At 36.8% G+C, this 20885-nt stretch carries 13 protein-coding genes and 1 tRNA gene; 7 read left to right on the top strand and 7 right to left on the bottom strand.

Going from position 1 to position 20885, the window contains the following annotated elements; all coding sequences use genetic code 11:
- Positions 1 to 106 precede the first annotated feature (106 nt).
- Genes VB694_RS20205 through VB694_RS20195 form a run of 3 tightly spaced genes read right to left on the bottom strand, consistent with a single transcriptional unit; the run spans position 107 to position 5777 of the window.
- Positions 107 to 3127: a UPF0182 family protein gene (locus tag VB694_RS20205; protein ID WP_323362127.1), complete on the bottom strand. Its 3021-nt coding sequence runs from the start codon at positions 3125 to 3127 to the stop codon at positions 107 to 109.
- A 46-nt stretch (positions 3128 to 3173) separates the two neighbouring features.
- Positions 3174 to 4745 (bottom strand): CHAT domain-containing protein, encoded by a 1572-nt coding sequence (locus VB694_RS20200; RefSeq protein WP_323362126.1) that lies wholly within the window; start codon positions 4743 to 4745, stop codon positions 3174 to 3176.
- 33 nt (positions 4746 to 4778) lie between these two features.
- Positions 4779 to 5777 (bottom strand): hypothetical protein, encoded by a 999-nt coding sequence (locus VB694_RS20195; RefSeq protein WP_323362125.1) that lies wholly within the window; start codon positions 5775 to 5777, stop codon positions 4779 to 4781.
- Between the two features lie 485 nt (positions 5778 to 6262).
- Between VB694_RS20195 and VB694_RS20190 the strand changes: the two genes are divergently transcribed.
- Together VB694_RS20190 and VB694_RS20185 are read left to right on the top strand one after the other, a co-directional pair.
- Entirely contained in the window at positions 6263 to 6688 is a 426-nt protein-coding gene (locus VB694_RS20190; RefSeq protein WP_323362124.1) for a cyclic nucleotide-binding domain-containing protein, read from the top strand.
- Between the two features lie 24 nt (positions 6689 to 6712).
- Positions 6713 to 7726 (top strand): hypothetical protein, encoded by a 1014-nt coding sequence (locus VB694_RS20185; RefSeq protein ID WP_323362123.1) that lies wholly within the window; start codon positions 6713 to 6715, stop codon positions 7724 to 7726.
- 130 nt (positions 7727 to 7856) lie between these two features.
- On the opposite strand, the gene VB694_RS20180 is transcribed toward VB694_RS20185, so the two are convergent.
- The 4 genes from VB694_RS20180 to pdhA all read right to left on the bottom strand — a co-directional run bounded on the left by VB694_RS20180 (position 7857) and on the right by pdhA (position 11831).
- A complete protein-coding gene (locus VB694_RS20180; protein WP_323362122.1) occupies positions 7857 to 9296 on the bottom strand; it encodes a cobyrinate a,c-diamide synthase in 1440 nt (479 codons plus the stop codon).
- A gap of 371 nt (positions 9297 to 9667) precedes the next feature.
- Positions 9668 to 9739: transfer RNA gene (locus tag VB694_RS20175), tRNA-Lys, on the bottom strand.
- Between the two features lie 60 nt (positions 9740 to 9799).
- Entirely contained in the window at positions 9800 to 10669 is an 870-nt protein-coding gene (locus tag VB694_RS20170) for an aldose epimerase (protein ID WP_323362121.1), read from the bottom strand.
- A 124-nt stretch (positions 10670 to 10793) separates the two neighbouring features.
- On the bottom strand, positions 10794 to 11831 hold the full coding sequence (pdhA, locus tag VB694_RS20165; protein WP_323362120.1) for a pyruvate dehydrogenase (acetyl-transferring) E1 component subunit alpha: 1038 nt from the start codon (positions 11829 to 11831) through the stop codon (positions 10794 to 10796).
- 807 nt (positions 11832 to 12638) lie between these two features.
- On the opposite strand from pdhA, the gene VB694_RS20160 reads away from it, so the two are divergent.
- From VB694_RS20160 to VB694_RS20140, 5 genes are all read left to right on the top strand, one after another.
- Positions 12639 to 14957: an IMS domain-containing protein gene (locus tag VB694_RS20160; protein WP_323362119.1), complete on the top strand. Its 2319-nt coding sequence runs from the start codon at positions 12639 to 12641 to the stop codon at positions 14955 to 14957.
- Positions 14958 to 15033: 76 nt separating this feature from the next.
- The gene (gene argS / locus VB694_RS20155; protein WP_323362118.1) at positions 15034 to 16791 is read left to right on the top strand and encodes an arginine--tRNA ligase; all 1758 of its coding nucleotides are present in this window, start codon (positions 15034 to 15036) and stop codon (positions 16789 to 16791) included.
- 201 nt (positions 16792 to 16992) lie between these two features.
- On the top strand, positions 16993 to 17382 hold the full coding sequence (locus VB694_RS20150; RefSeq protein WP_323362117.1) for a hypothetical protein: 390 nt from the start codon (positions 16993 to 16995) through the stop codon (positions 17380 to 17382).
- A 517-nt stretch (positions 17383 to 17899) separates the two neighbouring features.
- Positions 17900 to 20224 carry a WD40 repeat domain-containing protein gene (locus VB694_RS20145; protein ID WP_323362116.1) on the top strand — a complete coding sequence of 775 codons (2325 nt, stop codon included), beginning with the start codon at positions 17900 to 17902 and terminating at the stop codon, positions 20222 to 20224.
- A 12-nt stretch (positions 20225 to 20236) separates the two neighbouring features.
- Positions 20237 to 20878 carry a CatB-related O-acetyltransferase gene (locus VB694_RS20140; protein WP_323362115.1) on the top strand — a complete coding sequence of 214 codons (642 nt, stop codon included), beginning with the start codon at positions 20237 to 20239 and terminating at the stop codon, positions 20876 to 20878.
- Positions 20879 to 20885: the final 7 nt, after the last annotated feature.

Below are 20885 nucleotides of genomic sequence, written 5' to 3'. Positions count from 1 at the left end.
TTTACTAATTTTGACAATTTATAGCTATGATTGAGAGACTATTTCTCGTACACGTTCTATAGTAACTTACCTCAGAGACAGAATCAATTATGAATTACGAATTATTTTAAACCGGTGGTATTCCTTCTTCTTCCAGAGGACGAATAATTGGCGGTGCTGGTGTTTCTTCTGGTTGAAAAATTCCCTGCAATGCTTGTTCCAAAGTCTGCGCCATCACAATACGATTTTCATAAGCAACAACTACTCTTACCAAAGTTGGTAAACTATTCTGCGTTGCTTCTAAATAAATTGGCTCAACATACAACAAAGATTGTTCAATAGGAATAATTAAAAGATTACCTTGAATTGCTCTCGAACCTTGACGATTCCATAATGAAATTTGTTGAGAAATTACGGGATCTTGGTTAATTCTGGCTTCGATTTGTTCTGGTCCATAAATCAAACGTTCTTTAGGAAAATTATAAAGCAGCAATTTACCGTAATTTTCACCATCAGAACGTGCTGCTAACCAAGCAATTAAATTTGTTCTTTCTTTTGGTGTGTAAGGAAGCAATAAAATAAATTCTTCAAAGGGAACACCAGGAAGACTGGTGATTAAATAGTAAGGTTCAAGTTGGCGAGGTTCAGCACCGTATATTTCTTTGGGAATTTGCCATTGGTCTTCCCGGTTATAAAATACTTGAGGGTTAGTGATATGATAAATCATTAACCTTTCAGATTGAATTTTAAAAAAGTCTACCGGATAGCGGATATGACTGCGGAGATTAACAGGCATATTTGCCAGAGGTTGGAACATTTGCGGGAAGATTTTTGACCAAGCAATAATGAGGGGATCTTTGGGTTCAGCAACGTAAAATCTTACTGTGCCATTGTAAGCATCAATTACAATTTTAACGGAGTTACGAATATAGTTGATACCCTGATTATTTCGGTCAGAATAGGGATATTTTGCGCTTGTTGTATAAGCATCAACTATCCAATAAAGATAATTCTTATTGTCTGCAAATTGTTGATTTTTATTGTCAGGATTGGCATCAGCAGCTACTAAATAAGGCTCGCTGTCAAATTGTAAAAAAGGTGCGATCGCCCGAATTCGTTCGTTAATATTACGCCGAAATAATACTTTTGTCTCTGGCAGAAAATCCCGTGTAAATATCATTTGCCAGTCTTTCAAATATGCCGCAAATAACCATCTTCTCCACAACGAACCTATTCTAATACCACCGCTGCCATCGTAGGTATTATAAACGTTATCGCTGCCACTGGGATAATCTAATTCCTTAACTTTTGTCCCAGTCATGACATGAGTATTAGAAATTTCTCCATAATAAATTCGCGGTTCACCAATAGGAATACTTTCACGAATAGCTTCACTAGAAGTAGTTAGCGCAGCACCATTACCGCTAATATCTTTGACAAAATATTCTGGTAAACCACCGGGAGCAACGGTATTTACTGGACTCATGGTAAAGCCATAACCGTGGGTGTAAATTAAATTGCGGTTTACCCAAGTTTGTGCTTGTTGTGGAACAGAATTATAGTCTAATTCCCGCGCTGCAATTAGTACCTGACGTTTTTCTGTTGATGGGGTTGCTTCTTGGTTGGGTTCAGTTTTAATGATGTAGCGATCAATATCGGCATCAGGAAACTGATAATAAGGACGAATTTGTTGTAATTGGCGGTTAGTTTTTAATAGTGGTTCTTGATCCCAAAGACGAATATTGCGAATAGTTAGATCATTAGCTTTAATATCGGCTTGGGTTAATTTTCCTTGGGGATTAAAGGTTTGAGAATCTATTGTTTGTAAATCGAATGCTTGCCGAGTTAAGGCAATAGTACGTTCAATATAAGGTTGTTCTCGTTGTAATTCATTGGGTTGAACTATTAAAGCTTGGACAACAGCAGGTACAATAAAATCACCTGCAATTATCAATCCTAGATAAATAACCAAACCATAAATTACCCATTGATGATGTTGAGATTTAGGTTTCCAAAATAAAGTTTGCGATAATAGATAAAATGCGATCGCTACAGCTAAAACACATAACATTGTATCAGCTGGCAACTGTACCTTGACATCGGTATAACTAGCACCAAAACTCACACCACGAGCAGAATAAACGAGTTCATAACGACTTAACCAAAAACTCAAAGCTACCACCAACATCAAGCAGCTACCCAAGCCGAATAAATGACGTTTTTGTGGTGGAGAAAACCCAGGGAAAATTCCCTGACTGAGACTATCCCCTGATAAAAGATAGGTTAGTAAAACAGCAATAAAGCCATATAAACATAATCCAATTAGCCAAAAAGCCAAAAGTTCCCAGAGTGGGAGGGAAAAAATATAAAAGCTGATATCTTTGCTAAATAGAGGTTCTATGCTGTTGAAGGGGGTGGAGTGAAAATATAACAATATTCTCTGCCATTGTTGAGATAGTATCCATCCAAAACCGAGACTAAAAACAATAGCGATCGCCCATAGCAAAAAGTGAGAATATATTAAAAGTGCGATAGCGAAGCTAACCAAAGGTATCACCATCACCACAGTCAAGCCAAAATACCAAACTTGGGAAATAATTCTACGTCCCAAGTTCCAAGCTATCTCTGGTCTAAATAAGATGGTAAAGGGTGAACTAACCTGATTAACTTCTCCATTCCAGTAACTAACAGCAACTTGTCCATAATGCGTTACTATCAACCCCACCAATAAACTCAAGCCTAAGGTCAGTGGTAACAACCAGAACAATTTAATTTTTCCGCGTTTCGTCTCCAGTTGAGGAGTTTGATAGATTTGACTATACTGGGGACTAAGAAAATTTGTTAGTTCCCTACTCAGTGTTGTTTTTTCAGTTCTTGCTGGCTCACTTTTCAGAGACTGGGGATATTTCCAACGTTGTGCTAAAGTCAGATTTCCTAGAAGATAGGTAATACTAACACTAACAACACCCACCCATAAAGCAGCTTGAGTTATTAATCGCACTAGAAATGTTTGCAAATAGCCAACTTCCTGAAACCAAAAAATTTCCGCACCGAGATAGGAAGCTAGATCCAAAAATAGCCACAGTCCCAAGGAAATTATAATAACTCTAAAGCACCTGTTAAAAAAGCACCTGTTAAAAACATTCATTTGCTCAGAAATAGGGAGAAACTTGCTAATGATTAGTGACTAAATATTAATTCCAGTTACCAATCATTGTAAAAGCGGACCAATAGTATGGATGAGATAAGTTGATCTTACCTAAATTAACCAGTTCTGGGGGTAGAGCAATAGGCTTATCTGCCGATAGATATAATTCTTTATCTGTTATACGTACTTCTCCTTTTAGCATAGCTAACTGAGTCTGTCTGAGAGATTCAGATCGCAAGGTACTCGTATTTAACTGATCGTAAAATTTTGTCATCAGAGCCAGAGTACCTTGATCACTCACATACCACAAACTACCCAAAACTGATTTTACTCCTGCTTGCACAGCTAAACCAGAAAATCCTAATTCAGCCTCCTGGCTACCCACAGCAGTTTTACAGGCACTCAAAACTAACATTTCTACTTTCGGTTCTTTACTCCAGCCTAATTCCTTAGATAACTTTCCTAACTGGTCTACGTGAATTTTTTGATTCCAAAGTTGAATGTAAGAATTACTAATTTTTCCAGCTTTAAAATCACCGTGAGTAGCTAAATGCAAAATTCCAAAATGCTTTTGACGACTTAGCAATTTCAGATTCTCTAGTGTAGATTCTTGATTCAATAATGTCTGACCTTGACTGCGCCAAAGTTCCTTAGTCACCGTGTTTATTTCTAGTGGTACAGATGGCAAAGGTTCTTGTCCTTCTGTACTTTGTGATATCCCCATTGCCAAGATATCAGATTTTAGTATGGGAATATAACGGGTGTCTGTGAGACTAAAACTGGGAATGACACCAACACTATATTTTTCAATTAAAAATTGTTTTCCATCATATAAAGCCGCAATTGGTAGGGTACGTAATCCCCTATCTAATGACAATATTACGGTATCAATTTTATTAATTTGTAATGCTGTTTCTATGGGAGCAATCATCCATTCATATAGATTTTTAGCACTTTTAAAGTAATCTTTATCTCGCACATTAGTAACTTTAGATCGAAACTCCTTAGCAACTTTTTCGACCTGGCTATTGTTGGCTTCTACAACAAATTGACGGACAATTTCACCAATTTTTACTGGACTATCTTGTGATAGTAGTAAGGGATTATCTTTCAAGCTTTTGGTTTCGTTTAATAAATCTTTTTCTTGTGGCTTGGGTGGGATGAGAATTAAACTGAGTTTATCTTTTAAGGAAGTTACATACAGAATTGCCGCATTTTTTCCTGTCAACCTAGCCAGCTTACTAAGTTCTTCAGAAATTTCTTCAGCTGAACTAACCTCACCAAATAAATTAGTCCCAAGATATGTTCCATATTCTACTGCTTGCAGTTCTTCAAACTGCTCAACGGCTTCATCAGTTGGTACTGTTTCAAAATTATTATCAAATTGTGGGCGATCAACAATTATTGAGTCAGTCGGATCACCAGTATTAATAATCTCTTGAGGATCAGGATTAGTAATATCTGACTGATTTCCCGGATCATCAGAATTGATAATCTCTTGAGGATCAGGATTAGTAATATCTGACTGACTATCTACTTGAGCTTGAACAGATTGCAAAAAGAAGATAACTAAAATAACTGATAAAAAAAGTGAGAAAAATGAACGAGTAAGTTTCATTGGTTTTGTCCTAAACTTTAGTATTCAATTCATTTAAAAAGAAATGCTATAACCAATTCCTAATATAAAACGTGTACCATCACCAGCATTGCCAGTAATATCACTAAGTCCTGGCGTTATTACCAAAGGGATATTCTTAAATGGAGCTACAGATACACCAAAGCCTAAATCTTGACCACTCCATTCAATGATTGCATTTACAGGTTGAGCAACTTTTAAAGCTGCACTCCCAAAAAAGCCAATAGAATCAATTTTATTGTTAACATCTGATTCTGAACGAAATTGTCCACCGCCAAGACCAGCAGAAACATAAAGCCGACTAAAAGGTTTATTTTGACTATCTTGAAGACGGAACATTTTAGTAATTACACCATAACCAGATGTACCCCCATCTGTACTACCAAAAGTCACGAAATTTTTCACACCAACAGCCACAGCTAAATCGTATGGAAGTTGGCGATGTAATTTTAAACTGATATTTCCATTTTCAAAATTACTGATGTCAACAATGCCGACATTGACATCTAAACCAACTGATTTTCTGGCATCACCAAAACCAATACCAACCCCTAAAGCTCCATCTGCTGCGTCAGTAAAACGAGCGCGAGATTGTACTCCTACACCAAAAGAAGCTCTTCCCCAGGATTTACCATAAGCTGATGGTGTGAGCATAGTAATACCGGGAGATGAAGGTGGCCTCGCTTTTTTATTTTCTAGAACTAAGGGCAGTTTTTGTGGTTTAAATGGCTTTTGTTCCGGGTATGCTGGCTCTGTTTCTAAGGTATTTCCACGAAGTAAATTACTATTTTGATCTCTATCTGTTTCCGGTACTTGACTTAAAAAATTACCAGGGGCTGCTATTGCTTTTAGTGTGTTTTTATTTACATATCCTTGGCTCAGTTCTATAGGGAAAGAATCATGATCAGGGTTTGGCTCTGAAAACTGACTGGGTGTAATTTGACTGTCATAAATAATCATGCTATGAACATGATTGTAATTTTCTACGGGAGAATAATTTTCTATAAAGTACATAATTATACCGTTGAAAAAAGATGATGTAAATCAAGAAATGTCAAGCAGCAATATCAAAAATTTGGTTAGATATTTCTCAGCAAATCTATCCTGCCAAAATGAAACAATTAGTGAAATAATTATTTATACTTGGCAATCTTGGTCATTATATCAATATTCTTCGTAATTTTTGAACTTTGGGAAAAATAAATTTACTTATCACTTAGTTTTCAAGGAACTGTTGTGATTTTCTACTGAAGACCTAAAGATCAAGGTCTTGAAGGAAACAGCACAGTGTTTATGACTATCACACTTGATCACTCTGTGTAGCTTTTACAGGTATTAAATAAATCTAAAGATACTCTGCCTTGCATACCTTGCATACTAGTCAATACCATTAATATACCTTTCCCTCACAGGAAAACTTAGTGTAATGTATTATTGACTTCTAGGGGTTATAATTCCACAAGTTGACTGACTCAATGTTCTATTTATAACTAATAATTATGCTTACTAGCGTTGATCGTTTATTATTTGTCCGCCGCGTACCTATTTTTAAAGAATTGCGAGATGATTTTGTAGTCCGACTCGCTTCAGTGATGAATGAGTTGTCATACCCTACTAATCACAGTATCTTTAAACAAGGAGAAGAAGGACGATCTCTCTACATTATTGTATCTGGTAGAGTGAAAGTCCATATTGGAGATACAAAATTAGCTGAAGTTGATCCAGGAAAATACTTTGGGGAAATGGCAGTATTTGATATTCAGCCTCGTTCTGCTTCTGTCACCACTTTAGAACCTTGTGAATGTTTAGAACTCACCCAAGAACAACTTTATGATGCTATCGAAGAAACTCCAGAAATAGCTGTGAATATTATTCGTGAACTCTCTCGTATAATTCGCAGATTGAATGAAAGTATGAGTCATTAATTATTAGTAAATACTTTAGTCTAGATGTTTGCAACCTATTTTCATCCGCAGACCTGCCAAACTTCTAAAGCAATTAATTTAATTTCTTTTGTAGGTTATTCATTTCCTCATTACAATGATATCAGAGCAGAAATTGCTAAACAAATCACAATTTATCCATCTTTACCTGTTAACAAAGTTAAATATAGTGAATATAGCCGAGTTCATAGCCACGACTATCTACAAAAGTTAGTTTTTAAGGCATTAGGAAAACCACTAAATAAATCATTGCTTTCCTTACCACTTCTGAGTATTGAATGTGAAGGTTTAGAATATTGCCTACCTGGTTATATATATGGCTTAGGAGGAATATTTGCAGCCATAGATGAAATGAAAAAAGGAAGTTTAGAACGTGCTTACTGTTTTTCTTTAGTCGGACATCATGCACATAGAGACTGGGGACATGGATATTGTTTACTTAACCCTTTAGCAACAGGAGTAAAATATGCTCAGTCCCAAGGTTTCCCAAAAATACTAATTCTAGATTGGGATATTCATCATGGAGATGGCACACAATCAATTTTTAGTAATGATGATAGTGTTTATTGTATAAGTATCCATAGTGCCGTTGATATATATATGGCTAAAGCTTCTGATTTAAGCTATGGTACAACCACAATGGCGGCAAAAGTTGGACATTGTAATATTCCTCTGATTTCTGAATCTATAACCCCAGATATTCTTGCCAAAATAGGATTAGACGGTGAATTTTACCGCAGTCATGAAAGTTTATTAATCTTTCGCAATGCTTTAGAAAATTTACCCTGGAATCCTGATTTAATTTTCATTTTTTCTGGATATGACTCCCATCAAGATGATTGTGGTAAAGGGATTACAGATTGGACAAATAGAGACTTTCAAGAATTGACTAAATATGTTGTAGATTTAGCCCAAAAAATATCATGTCCCCTTATTTCCACACATGGAGGTGGATATAATAAACCTGTGACAATATCAGCAGCATTAAGTCATATAGAAATTTTAGCTAATTGGAGATAAGATCCCCGACTTCTTTTTTATTGATATCAATAAATTATGAAGTTATCTCAGAAGTCGGGGATCTGAATTTTAAACATTGTTCTAGAAACATTTGGGGAATTTCTAAACTTTTTTTATTGATATCAATAAATTATGAAGTTATCTCAGAAGTCGGGGATCTGAATTTTAGACTTTGTTCCAGAAACATTTGGGGAATTTCTACACTTTCTCCCCAATGTTGATGAACATAAGAAGCATGAACATTAGGTAAATTCCAACCTTCAAATCCTGTATTTTCTTCACAATCATAACGATAAGTATCAAATAATGGTTGTTGAGGATTAGTAATTAAATGGGAACGATGAAACTCATGTCCATAAATATTTGTTCCTGCATCAAATAAAAAACTATTTTCTAAAACTACTGCGCGACGATATCCTAAAGTTAATCTTTTATCCATTTGTGCAGAAGTAGGTAATATTCCTAGCATTGGCCAATATTGACCTTCAAAATCAATGATATTTTCACATAAATACATCAATCCTCCACATTCAGCAATTGTCGGTATTCCTGCTAAAATAGCTTTTCTTACTTCTTGAATAATGTTAATGTTGGCAGCTAATTGTTGTGCAAATACTTCAGGAAAACCACCACAAAAATACATTCCTTTGATATCTTTTGGTAGTTTAGTATCTTCTAACGGACTCCAAAATATTAACTCTGCTCCTAATTCTACTAATAAATCTAAGTTATCCTGATAATAGAAATTAAAAGCTTTATCTCGTGCAACAGCGATTCTGATTTTTGATTTTTGATTTTCTTGTATTTCTCTGCGTTCTCTGCGTCTCTGCGGTTCGTTTCTCTGAAAGTTGATAACATCTGAAGAAAGAACTTCCGTTACTTGTAAAAGCGGCAATAATTTTTCCCAATTAAAACAACTATCACCTAAATCTGCAAGACGGTGAATTATATTATCTAATTCTGGTAATTCTACAGTGGGTATTAAACCAAGATGACGGTCAGGAATTGTAATATTATCCTGTCTTCTGAGTACACCCAAAATAGGCAATTGTAGCCGTTTTAGAGCATTTTTTAATAATGATAAATGGCGATCGCTTCCTACCCGATTCAATACTAACCCAGCGATTTTAATTCTACTATCAAAAGTACAATAACCGTGAGCGATCGCTGCCACTGACCCAGACAAACTACTACAATCAATCACCAAAACCACCGGTATATCTAATAAACGTGCAGTATGTGCTGTACTAGCAAAGTCCATCTGATCAGTTATATTTGACGAGTTACCAACACCATCAAATAAACCCATCACTCCCTCAACTAGCGCATATTCACACCTTGATGAATGACGGTTAAAACATTCCTGAACATAACTTTCGGAAGTGAGAACAGGGTCTAAATTTCGACAAGGACGGCCAGTAACATACTGATGAAACATGGGGTCAATATAATCTGGACCCACCTTAAAAGATTGTACCTTGACACCAGAACGGCACAAAGATGCTAAAAGTGCGAGAGTTACGGTAGTTTTGCCCACTCCGCTACGTTCTCCGGCAATAATAAAAGACATAGATATAGCAAGTGACTGGGGACTGTGGACTGTGGACTGGGGACTGGGGACTGGGAACTGGGGACTGGGGACTGGGGACTGGGTTAAAAGTCTATTTGTATCTGAGTTTTATCATCAGTTTATGTCCTCACCGCCATGTCCGTTGCTATAAGAGAACTCCACAAAAAACATGATCCAATAGTGTAGGGGTAATTCATGAATTACCCCTACTTTCGCGGAAGCTTTAGGGGAATGATATTAAAACAGGATCAATCATTCTATGGAGTTCACTAATTGACAATTAGGTGGGCATTAAAGCGTCAGCTAAAACAAAAAATATTTGAATCTATATCCAGCTTTGATTTAGGTTAATATACTTATTTAGCTTTTTATGGGTCGCCCGGGATTCGAACCCGGAACTAATCGGTTAAAAGCCGAGTACTCTACCGTTGAGTTAGCGACCCTTTTTCATTTCGCAACTTTCTCAATATACCATTAACTGATGGGGTTTTGTCAAGGGGTATTTAGAAAAAATTTGCCGTTAACTGGAAAGAAGCCGTGCAACTAGCGCCAGGCGCTAACACAGTCAGGTTTTCACCAGTATTGAAGGCGTTGCGGGTAGCACTCCAAGGCTCTAGACAGTAGAATTCTTTGCCTTTCACCGTCCAGAAAACCAACCAGGTAGAGAAATCATCATAATCTAGGGTTAGCTTTAATTTGCGGCTGTTATCTGTCACAGATGCTGATTTACTAGTTAGCCCGCCAAAAGCAAAATCAATTTCATCTTGGTTAAAGTCAAATTTGCCGTTAAAAGCGTGGAATTCCTTGGTTTTATTGTCTTGATATTGCCCAGAAGGAATTTCCACCTCTAGCTGAGATTTATCACCGCAGAGAAAATAGGGATGGAAACCAGATGAAAATGGCATTGGTGTGGATGACAGGTTTTTATATTCCTGACGCACTACTAAGGTATTACCTTGTAATTCGTAGGTGAAAGCCAGTTCAAAGTCAAAAGGATAAACTGCTTTGGTTTCTTCGTTACTCTTGAGAACAACAGTCAAACTAGCTTTACCTTCAGTTTTTTGCTCAGTTGCTTGCCAAGGTAACTCACGAGCAAAACCATGTTGTTTAATTGTATACTGCTTACCGTTAACAGAATAAGTATTATCTGGTAAATTACCGCACAGAGGAAATAAAATTGGATTTCCGCCTCTGACGCTCAAATCTGGATGGGTAAAGCGTTCAGCATCTAAATAAAAGACTTCTTGACCTTGAATACGCCAACGAGTAATGATACCGCCCCGTTCAGGTACAACTTCTATTTGTGTACCAGCACTATCATCGGAAAGGATGTAGGTTTTGTATTGTTGCTGTTGTTGAGTGATGGTAAACATTAGTGATTGGTGATTGGTGATTGGTGATTGGTAATTAGTGATTGGTGATTGGTAATTGGTGATTGGTGATTGGTGATTGGTAATTGGAAAATTATTACCCAGTCCCCAGTCCCCAGTCCCCAATTTACACGTCTTCGGCAAAAATAAAGCGATACAATTCGCTTGGATCAGGTTCAGGACTGCTTTCAGCGAATTTGACAGCCTCGTCAATCACACCCTGAATTTTCTTATCAATACCTTTTAATTCTGCTTCATTTGCTAAGTTTTTTTCTAGTAAATAAGCAGCTAAGTTTTTAATGGGATCACGTGAAAACCAAAATTCTTTTTCTTCTTTACTACGAAGTTCGTCTGGATCTGCTAAAGAGTGACCACGGAAGCGATAAGTCATAGCTTCGATGAGAGTTGGTCCTTCTCCTGCACGGGCGCGGGCTACGGCTTCTTGTGCAACTTGACGGACTGCTAAAACATCCATTCCATCTACTTCTACGCCTACCATGTTAAAAACGCTGGCTTTTTTGTAAATTTCTGGATCTGATGTAGCGCGATCATGAGCCATACCAATTGCCCACTTATTATTTTCTACCACAAACAAAATTGGCAGTTTCCATAAAGCTGCCATATTTAATGTCTCGAAAAATTGACCGTTGTTAGCTGCACCGTCACCAAAGAAACAAGCAGTTACTTGATCGGCGTTTTTGTCTCCTAAGACTTCCCGACGGTATTTACTTTGAAAAGCCGCACCAGCTGCAACAGGAATACCTTCAGCTACGAAAGCATAGCCACCTAACAAGCGATGTTCAGCCGAAAACATGTGCATAGAACCACCGCGCCCTTTGCTGCAACCGGTGGCTTTACCAAATAATTCTGCCATTACCTCTCTAGCTGGAACTCCGGCACTTAAAGCATGAACGTGGTCACGGTAGGTACTGGAAACGAAGTCTTCACCTGGTCGCATTGCTCCTTTGATGATACCGCTACAAACCGCTTCTTGACCGTTGTACAAGTGAACAAAACCAAACATTTTGCCACGGTAGTACATTTCGGCGCATTTGTCTTCAAACAAACGCCCTAAAACCATGTCTTCATATAATCCCAGCCCTTCTTCTTTGGTAATCTGGACTGTGGCAGCATCAAATTTGGGTAACGTGCGTTCTTGAACCATTATTGTGAAGTATCCCTGTCGTACAATTTAAAGCTACGGATAATGTTAGCTGCAAATAGGTCAGCGTTGGCAAAACTCAGTTAAAAAAGCCCTGTAGGAATGGGTCAGGTATCAATACTGCTGCTTTTTTCGTTCCAGGACTTACGCAACTGGCACATTGGTAGGGTGCGTCAGACTGTATAAATCTTGCCAATAAACAGATTGTTGATATCTGACGCACCCTACAACAGATTTTTGGTGTGACACGCAGCTTTAGTCCTACCTTCGCTTCTTAAGTTAGCAATTAGGATAGATGTTTTTCTGCATGGTCATTAACAATTTGCAGAAGTTGGATCAGGTTGACGTTAAAAATTCTGTTTTTCTAGTGGATTGATGATCAACAGGCTCAACAAACTATAAATCTTAGACTATATTAGGTGCAACATCTCTACCACTATCATCAGCGGTAGTTATGTTATTGAGCGTTCAAGGATACAAATAGTAAATTTGTATAACATTGGTATAAAAATGTCATAAATGATACAGCCAAAAGCAAATTTTCTTCCGGCTGTTGCATTGATTAATATCTTGGGGTATTACTAGTGCTGGGCTAAATTAATTAGCATCTGCAACAGGAATGTTGAGGATATAAATTAAGTGTTAGAAAGAAACAAAAAAAGCTGTTATGATATACACTCAAATTGTATATTATACACGGTATTATTAAGGCTATGATTATGGCACGGTTTTACAAGCCTGGGATGCTCTAGGTTAATTATGTCGATCTCTAGGAGATGCTACGTAAACACAGTGCAGGGGAAGTAGGCTGTGCGAATTCCGCTCGATTACTACCGAATTTTAGGATTACCGTTAGCGGCAAGTGAGGAACAATTGCGGCAAGCTTATAGCGATCGCATTGTGCAGTTGCCCAGACGCGAGTATTCGATTACAGCTATATCCTCTCGCAAACAACTCATAGAAGAAGCTTACGTGGTTTTATCAAATTCCAAAGAACGCAGTATCTACGATCAGGCTTATCTCACTCACGCATACAATCCTGATCAGGCTGGGGCAAAATCGTTATTAGAAAACCGCGCCGAAAGCAACAACCGCAATCACGATGTCCAAAGTCTCAGCATCGAAATTGCTTCAGATGAATTAGTTGGTGCTTTATTGCTTCTCCAAGAGTTGGGAGAATACGAACTGGTGCTGAAACTAGGTCGTCCATACTTAGTAAATAAAAATAGACCAGTTGGTACGAGAGTAGGTAATCATCTGGCCAGCGAGGATTTTTTTGCTAGTCCTGAATTACCAGATATTATTCTCACGGTGGCTTTAGCCTGTCTAGAACTAGGACGGGAACAATGGCAGCAAGGTCACTATGAAAATGCAGCCATATCCTTAGAAACTGGGGAAGAATTACTAATGCGTGAAGGTCTATTTATTGGGGTACAGGCAGAAATTGCTGCCGATCTTTGTAAGCTAAGACCATACAGAATCCTGGAGTTACTGGCATTACCTCAAGAAAAGACTAATGAGCGTCGTCAAGGTTTGGAATTATTACAAAATATCTTAGAAGAACGTGGTGGAATTGATGGCAGTGGTAATGATCAATCTGGTTTAAATATAGACGATTTTCTGCGGTTTATCCAACAATTACGCAACCATTTAACAGTTGCAGAACAGCACAAACTATTTGAAGCTGAAAGCAAGCGTCCTTCTGCTGTGTCCACATATTTAGCTGTTTATGCCTTGATAGCCAGGGGTTTTACCCAACGTCAACCGGCTTTAATTCGTCAAGCCAAGCAAATGCTGATTCATTTGGGTAAACGTCAAGATGTTCATTTAGAGCAGTCTCTATGTGCTTTATTGCTTGGTCAAACTGAAGAAGCAACTCGCGTTTTAGAACTAAGTCAGGAATATGAAGCTTTAGCGATTATTCGGGAAAAATCTCAAGATTCTCCAGATTTGTTACCAGGACTTTGTTTGTACTGTGAACAGTGGTTACAACAAGAGGTATTTCCTCATTTTCGGGATTTAGTTAGAAAGCAAGCTGCTTTGAAAGAATACTTTGCAGACAGACAGGTACAGGCTTATTTAGAAGCTTTGCCAACAGATACGCAAACAACTAATGAATGGAATCCGATTAATAATCGGCCTTTTTCTTCACCACAAGTCAATAGTCCCCGTTATCGCAGCCATGATAGTGGCAGCCAGGGGAGAGTCAATCATCACAGCACACCTGATGCTGATTTTTCCACTCCGGTAACCAGCGAAATATCTGAATCTACCCACTCTTCTCCACCAGAATGGCATTCACATAGGTATAGCGGCGATCAAACACCAGAAATACCCATAGAACAGTCGCCAACAGCAGAAGATGTAGGTACACGATATTATCACCAGATGAATGCTAGGAATCCTACAGAGGCACACAATCAAAGTAAAAAACGTAAGCGACGGACACCAGCGGCTAACAGTCGAGATCGTGTTTGGGAACATGGAACTTCTTCTCCTCGCCGACGACGCAATTTTGCCAACTCCTTAGAAGCAAAAACTCGCTTAGTTTGGCTGGTATTTTTATCTATGGGAGGTTTATTAGTTTTTTGGTTGTTAGTTTCCACAGCTTGGGGATGGTTAAACAATCAGTTTTTCCCTAGACCAACTTTGCAGGGAGAACCATTAGCGATAGAACTGAATCAAGCACCAGTCAAAATTCCTGATCCTAATAGCAAACCAGAAGTAGATGAAGGGATAATGACAACAGCGATCGCTAAAGGAGTGATTGAAACTTGGTTGTCTACTAAGTCCGCAGCTTTAGGACCTAATCATGAGATTAATCGTTTAGATACAATTTTAACAGGTTCAGCCATATCACAATGGCGGCTAATTGTCAAGCAAGATATAGCAGAAAGTCGCTATCGCAAGTATGAACATGATGTAAAAGTAGAATTTGTAAATCAGAACGAGAATTTTTCAGATAGTGCTGTGGTAGAAGCTACAGTGAAGGAAATTACTCAGTTATATGAAAATGGCCAAGGTAAAGAACCTGTTTTAGATCGCTTGCGGGTTCGTTATGATTTAATTCGTAAACAAGGTTCTTGGCGAATTCAGGGAATGACTGTTGTTAAATCAGCTAACAGTTAAAAAGCTAGAATGATCAAGTATTTGAGCGTATCCCAATTTCAAGCAACCGCATTTTTGACACAAATAAAATTTGAATATGAACGCTACACAAGAACAACTTAAACTAAAATTAGAACAGGCTTTAGTGGCTGCTTTTGGTGCTGAATACACCGGAGTAGATCCGATTTTGGTGAGCGCGAGTAATCCTAAATTTGGTGATTTTCAAGCCAATGTTGCTTTATCCCTGAGTAAAAAATTGGGAATGCAGCCAAGAGCGATCGCCACTGCTATAGTAGAAAAATTAGATATATCTGATATTTGTGAACCACCAGAAATAGCTGGACCTGGTTTTATTAATCTTAAATTACAAACATCATATCTGGAAGCACAACTGAACGCAATTAAAATAGATTCTCGTTTAGGAGTTCCAAAAGCAAAAAACCCACAAAAAGAAATTGTCGATTTTTCCAGTCCCAACATTGCCAAAGAAATGCACGTTGGACATTTACGTTCTACAATTATTGGAGATTGCATTGCAAGAATTTTGGAATTTCGTGGTCATGAAGTAAAAAGATTAAATCATGTTGGTGATTGGGGTACGCAATTTGGAATGTTAATTACCTATTTGCGAGAAGTTTACCCAGACGCACTTACCACCGCTAACGCTTTAGATATTGGTGATTTAGTTAATTTTTATCGTCAAGCTAAACAACGATTTGATGCAGATGCAGATTTTCAAGAAACATCACGTCAAGAAGTTGTCAGATTACAAGCAGGTGAAGAAGATACAATTCATGCTTGGAAATTATTATGTGAACAGTCACGAAAAGAGTTTCAAATAATTTATGATTTACTAAATATCAAATTAATTGAACGAGGAGAATCTTTTTATAACTCATTATTGCCAGCAGTTGTAGAAGATTTAGAAAAAGCCGGATTAGTAGAAGAAAACCAAGGTGCAAAATGTGTATTCTTGGATGGTTTTACTAACAGAGAAGGTGAACCTTTACCCTTAATTGTCCAAAAATCAGACGGTGGTTATAACTACGCAACCACAGATTTAGCATCCCTCCGCTACCGTATTCAAGAAGATAAAGCCAAACGGATAATTTACGTAACTGACGCGGGACAAGCAAACCATTTTGCTCAATTTATGCAAGTTGCAAAAAAAGCAAATTGGATACCTGATGATGTGGAATTAGTTCACGTTCCCTTCGGTTTAGTTTTAGGAGATGACGGGAAGAAATTCAAAACTCGTTCTGGTGATACTGTACGATTAAGAGATTTATTAGATGAAGCAGTTTCTCGCACTCGTGCAGATTTAGAAGCGAGATTAAAAGAAGAAGATAGAGAAGAGACTGAAGAGTTTATTAATAATGTTGCTGATGTCGTTGGTATTAGTGCTGTAAAATATGCAGACTTAAGCCAAAATCGCACTAGCAATTATGTTTTTAGTTATGATAAAATGCTTGCTCTCAAAGGAAATACAGCACCTTATATGCTATATGCTTATGTGAGGACTCAAGGCATTAGTCGAGAAGGTAATATTGACTTTGGTAATTTGGGTGCAGATGCTAAAATTATTCTCAGAGAAGATTCAGAATTAACTTTAGCAAAACACTTGTTACAACTGGATGAAGTGATTGGTGAAGTTGAGAAAGATTTATTACCAAATCGTTTGTGTGATTATTTATATAATCTCAGCGATAAGTTTAACAAATTCTATGAAAATTGTCCTGTTCTCAAATCTGAAGAACCTATCAGAACATCAAGGTTGATGTTATGTGACTTAACAGCTAAAACACTGAAATTAGGATTAGATTTGTTGGGAATTAAGGTATTAGAAAGAATGTAATAACCCAGCAATTTAATCTTTACAATATTGAAAAGACGCAGAGAGAAAACATTTACTTTGCGTCTTTTTCCATTTCAGGAACTTATATGATTCAACTACGTCTCGTAAAGTATGAGAGATTTACAGCAGTTTTCATCTATTTTTACCATCCCTTGTTTTTCTCTTCCTTTCTTACTTTGCGTCTTTGCGTGAGATATAAAAATGAAACCACTATTTATTATCAAAACACTCATCACATCCTTGGGTTTCTTAGCATTATTAAACCCCAGTCAAGCATCAGCACAAATTGTACCCCAACCTTGGGTTTCCGTCGGTGGAAAAGATGGTGATGTTACCTATGCAGTGGGTGCTAAAGCATTAGGTTTAGGGGTTGAATTTGGAACAGGTGAAGATGGTGCAACAGGTGTAGATGTCCTAAAATTCATCAATTTACCTGTAATTTCTCCTTATGTTGGAGTTGGTTACTATTCAGAAGATAAAGGTGTTGCTTTTTCTGGTGGAGTGCAAGCAAACGCAACTAAACACATTTTTATCGGTGGTGGTTATAATTCTGTACGTGGCTTTAATGGACAACTAGGAATAAAATTCTAATTTTTCAAAAATTGGGAATTTGAGACAATAACTATAACTAAAAAATAGCAGCTATTAGGTGAAATCTAGAGTTTACATTAGTCTCAATTCAATCACGCTGATTTATTAAAATAACAAACTAAATTCCTCAATATATATGGAAATTCGCTAGTCAAACATCAGCTAGGTTGTCAATTTAGCCGATGTTTGACATTTTTATGGTTGCTATCAATTCATTTATATTGTAATCTTTAGTTAGTCACTCAAAACTATGCCCTAAGATAGTAGTATAGGGAATATCTATTAATTTGCTCAATCAAAAGTAGAAGTAGGTAAAGAAAATGTAAGTATTCAGCAATAGCAATTGTTGATACCTAGATCCCTACCTAGATCCCCGACTTCTGCGATCAATTCACAATTTATTGACAAGCTTATAAAAGAAGTCGGGGATCTGAATCACTCTATTCCTGAATGTTTTTGTAATTAAGTTAACAAAAGATTTGGATTAATTGTATTAGATAGTAATTAGGATTTTTCTATGCAACCAGGATTAAATCTACTCATTCAACTGGTATTAGAGTTTGCACCTGTGATGGTAAACATCATCCAAAAGCAAACATCAAGTAACTCAAAAACCGATAATTCGCCAATTTTCCAAGTAATTCAAGATTTCATTCACACAGTAGATAATGTAACAAAATTAGATATTACTAAAGCTGAATTGAACCAACAACAGCAATTAGCAGTTTACCATCATGCCACACAATTAAAAATAGCTAATCAAGAAAAAGAAACAGCGATTAAATTACCAGAAGTGCATAAAATTCTGGATAGTTGGCCATTGAGATTATATCCTTCCCAACTTTTAGAATCTTCTGTTAATTATCAACGTACACCGTTAAAAGTTTTTTTAGCAGCACCACAAGTACAGTTTGATAAATTTGACTTACAAAATTCAACAATTACTGATGAATTTGAGCTAAAATTGGCTGAGGGTTTGCGTAATTTTATCAACAATTATTATTCTTTACATCATCCAGAAAGACCAATAGAATTTTTAGCTGGTGCTTGGGATAGTAAGCGGTTTCATAGTGAATCTAGCATCAAGGCTTTATTTAGTGCTTTAAAAACCCAACCTACTTTAATTTTAGAATCGGAAAAAGATGGAGATTATCTAAATTTTCGCATTGGTTATTGGGGATTAGGACAAGAGAATTATTACTATAAAACTATTTCTAAATTACCCTATCGGCAGATTTTACAAGATTCTGCTAAAAAGCGGGCTTTAGAATGGAGAAATGTTAAAAATCAATTGCTAGAATTAGGAGAAGATTTAGAAGTAATTAACGATTTAGGTCAAGAGAAAAACCGCAACTTAGCAATTTTAGAGAAGATAAAAAAATGGCAATCTCAAGGAATAGATGTTAGTCATTTATCAGTAGAATATGAAACTTCTTACCAAGACTGGGAAAATCTTTATCAAGTTTTAATTACTTCCCACTGTTTAGTTACAGCTTGGGTGACAGATGCTTATCACTTGGTGAATTATGATGTCTCTCCCTTGTTACCTAAATTGCTACCAAGTTTAATTAATGAAGGAATAGATTTACAATCATTAGAAGTAATTACTAATAGTTATAAACAATTTTACGAAGCTTTCAAAAATGAACGACGGTTAAAAGTTCCAGAAATTGCTTTGCAATTAGTTCAAAGTTTATCTCATGTTTCTAATTCTTTTTGGTTACAGGAACAAGTTGATTACTCTATTAATACCTGGTTGCAATTACGGCAAGTAAAATTAACAGAAGTTTCTCACCCGTTAAAGGCTATGCAAATAGCATTAAAAATAGAAGATGAGAATTATATCACTACTTTAAAACAATATTTTGCCGCCACCGGTGATAGCGATAATCTTGTTTATGTTGAGAGTCTTTTAGAAGAAATAGACATTCTTAAAAATAATCGCAATTTGGGAATGGCGAATCTTAACTATACTCTCAATGGACATTCTGGAAAAGTTTCTTCTGTAGCAATAAGTCCAGATAATGAAATTGTAGTGAGTGGATGTGCAGATAAAACTATCAATATTTGGAATTTACAAACGGGTAAATTAATTCGTACTCTCACAGGAAATTTAGGTGCTGTTTCTTCTGTAGCTGTAAGTGCAGATAGTAATTTCCTCGCTGTGGGTAGTTGTGAACATCCACAAAGCAATGTTAAGGTATGGCATTTGAAAACCGGTAAACTGATCCATACACTTTTGGGACATCAAAAACCAGTTAATGTAGTCACAATTAGTCCCGATGGTCAAATTCTCGCTAGTGGCAGTAATAAAATTAAAATTTGGAATTTACAAAAAGGAGAGAGAATTTGTACTTTGTGGCATTCATCAGAGGTTCACGCGGTTGCCATAAGTCCAGATGGTACAATTCTCGCTAGTGGCAGTTCAGACCATAAAATTAGATTGTGGAATCCTCGCAACGGAGATCCTTTACATACTATTGCTGGTCATTTAGGAGAGGTTACATCAATAGTTATCAGTCCAAATGGAGAATATTTGTTTAGTGGTAGTGCTGATTCTACTATTAAAATTTGGCAGTTAAGTACAGGTAAATTAATCAATACTTTAAATAGACATACAAATAAAGTAAAATCTTTGGCTGTGAGTCCAAATTGTGAATTTATCTGTAGTGGTAGTGCTGACTCTACTATTAAAATTTGGGATATTTCTACAGGTGAAGTTTTACAAACTTTGACAGGACATTCTGGGGTAGTAAATTCTATGTCCCTCAGTGCAGATGGTAAAGTTCTCGCTAGTGGTAGTTCGGATAAAACTGTTAAAATTTGGCAGGTGATGAAATAGGAAAGTGAGGAAATGGAATTAATAGAACAATGTGGACCCAATCCTAAAAACCCCTATCCAATAGCAGAACATCATCGGGTTTGCTTTATTAAAAACTTCATCAAATCACCCAATATTATTATTGGTGACTACACTTATTATGATGATCCAGTGAACCCGGAGGAGTTTGAAAAAAACGTTCTCTATAACTATGGTGATGATTCTTTAATTATCGGTAAATTTTGTGCGATCGCCACTCATGTTAAATTCATCATGAACGGTGCTAATCACAAACTTGATGCTATCTCTACTTACCCATTTCCCATTTTTGGTCATGGTTGGGAAAGTGCAATGAATGATTTAATGAACTTACCCAGTAAAGGTGACATCATCATCGGTAATGATGTTTGGATAGGTTATGATTCTTTAATTATGCCAGGAGTCAAAATTGGTGATGGTGCTGTCATTGCAGCGAGTTCTGTGGTAGTTAAAGATATTCCTGCTTATACTATCGCTGGTGGTAATCCCGCAGTTCCCATTAAGCAGCGTTTTAGTGATGAAGAAATAGAAATACTACTTTCTATTCGCTGGTGGGATTGGGAAATTGAGAAAATTACCCGTAATATTGATGTGATTATGAATGGTAATGTACAGAAGCTGGAAAAAGCAATTTAAAACCAAA

The sequence above is a fragment of the Anabaena sp. UHCC 0451 genome, from assembly GCF_034931405.1.
Lineage (GTDB): Bacteria > Cyanobacteriota > Cyanobacteriia > Cyanobacteriales > Nostocaceae > RDYJ01.
This window is presented reverse-complemented; position numbering and strand designations above follow the sequence as displayed.

Coding starts and splice junctions, on each gene's coding strand:
- VB694_RS20200 (WP_323362126.1), bottom strand. CDS start 4,745: ATGAAACTTACTCGTTCATTTTTCTCACTTTTTTTATCAGTTATTTTA.
- VB694_RS20190 (WP_323362124.1), top strand. CDS start 6,263: ATGCTTACTAGCGTTGATCGTTTATTATTTGTCCGCCGCGTACCTATT.
- VB694_RS20170 (WP_323362121.1), bottom strand. CDS start 10,669: ATGTTTACCATCACTCAACAACAGCAACAATACAAAACCTACATCCTT.
- VB694_RS20150 (WP_323362117.1), top strand. CDS start 16,993: ATGAAACCACTATTTATTATCAAAACACTCATCACATCCTTGGGTTTC.
- argS (WP_323362118.1), top strand. CDS start 15,034: ATGAACGCTACACAAGAACAACTTAAACTAAAATTAGAACAGGCTTTA.
- VB694_RS20205 (WP_323362127.1), bottom strand. CDS start 3,127: ATGAATGTTTTTAACAGGTGCTTTTTTAACAGGTGCTTTAGAGTTATT.
- VB694_RS20145 (WP_323362116.1), top strand. CDS start 17,900: ATGCAACCAGGATTAAATCTACTCATTCAACTGGTATTAGAGTTTGCA.
- VB694_RS20180 (WP_323362122.1), bottom strand. CDS start 9,296: ATGTCTTTTATTATTGCCGGAGAACGTAGCGGAGTGGGCAAAACTACC.
- VB694_RS20185 (WP_323362123.1), top strand. CDS start 6,713: ATGTTTGCAACCTATTTTCATCCGCAGACCTGCCAAACTTCTAAAGCA.
- VB694_RS20140 (WP_323362115.1), top strand. CDS start 20,237: ATGGAATTAATAGAACAATGTGGACCCAATCCTAAAAACCCCTATCCA.
- VB694_RS20195 (WP_323362125.1), bottom strand. CDS start 5,777: ATGTACTTTATAGAAAATTATTCTCCCGTAGAAAATTACAATCATGTT.
- pdhA (WP_323362120.1), bottom strand. CDS start 11,831: ATGGTTCAAGAACGCACGTTACCCAAATTTGATGCTGCCACAGTCCAG.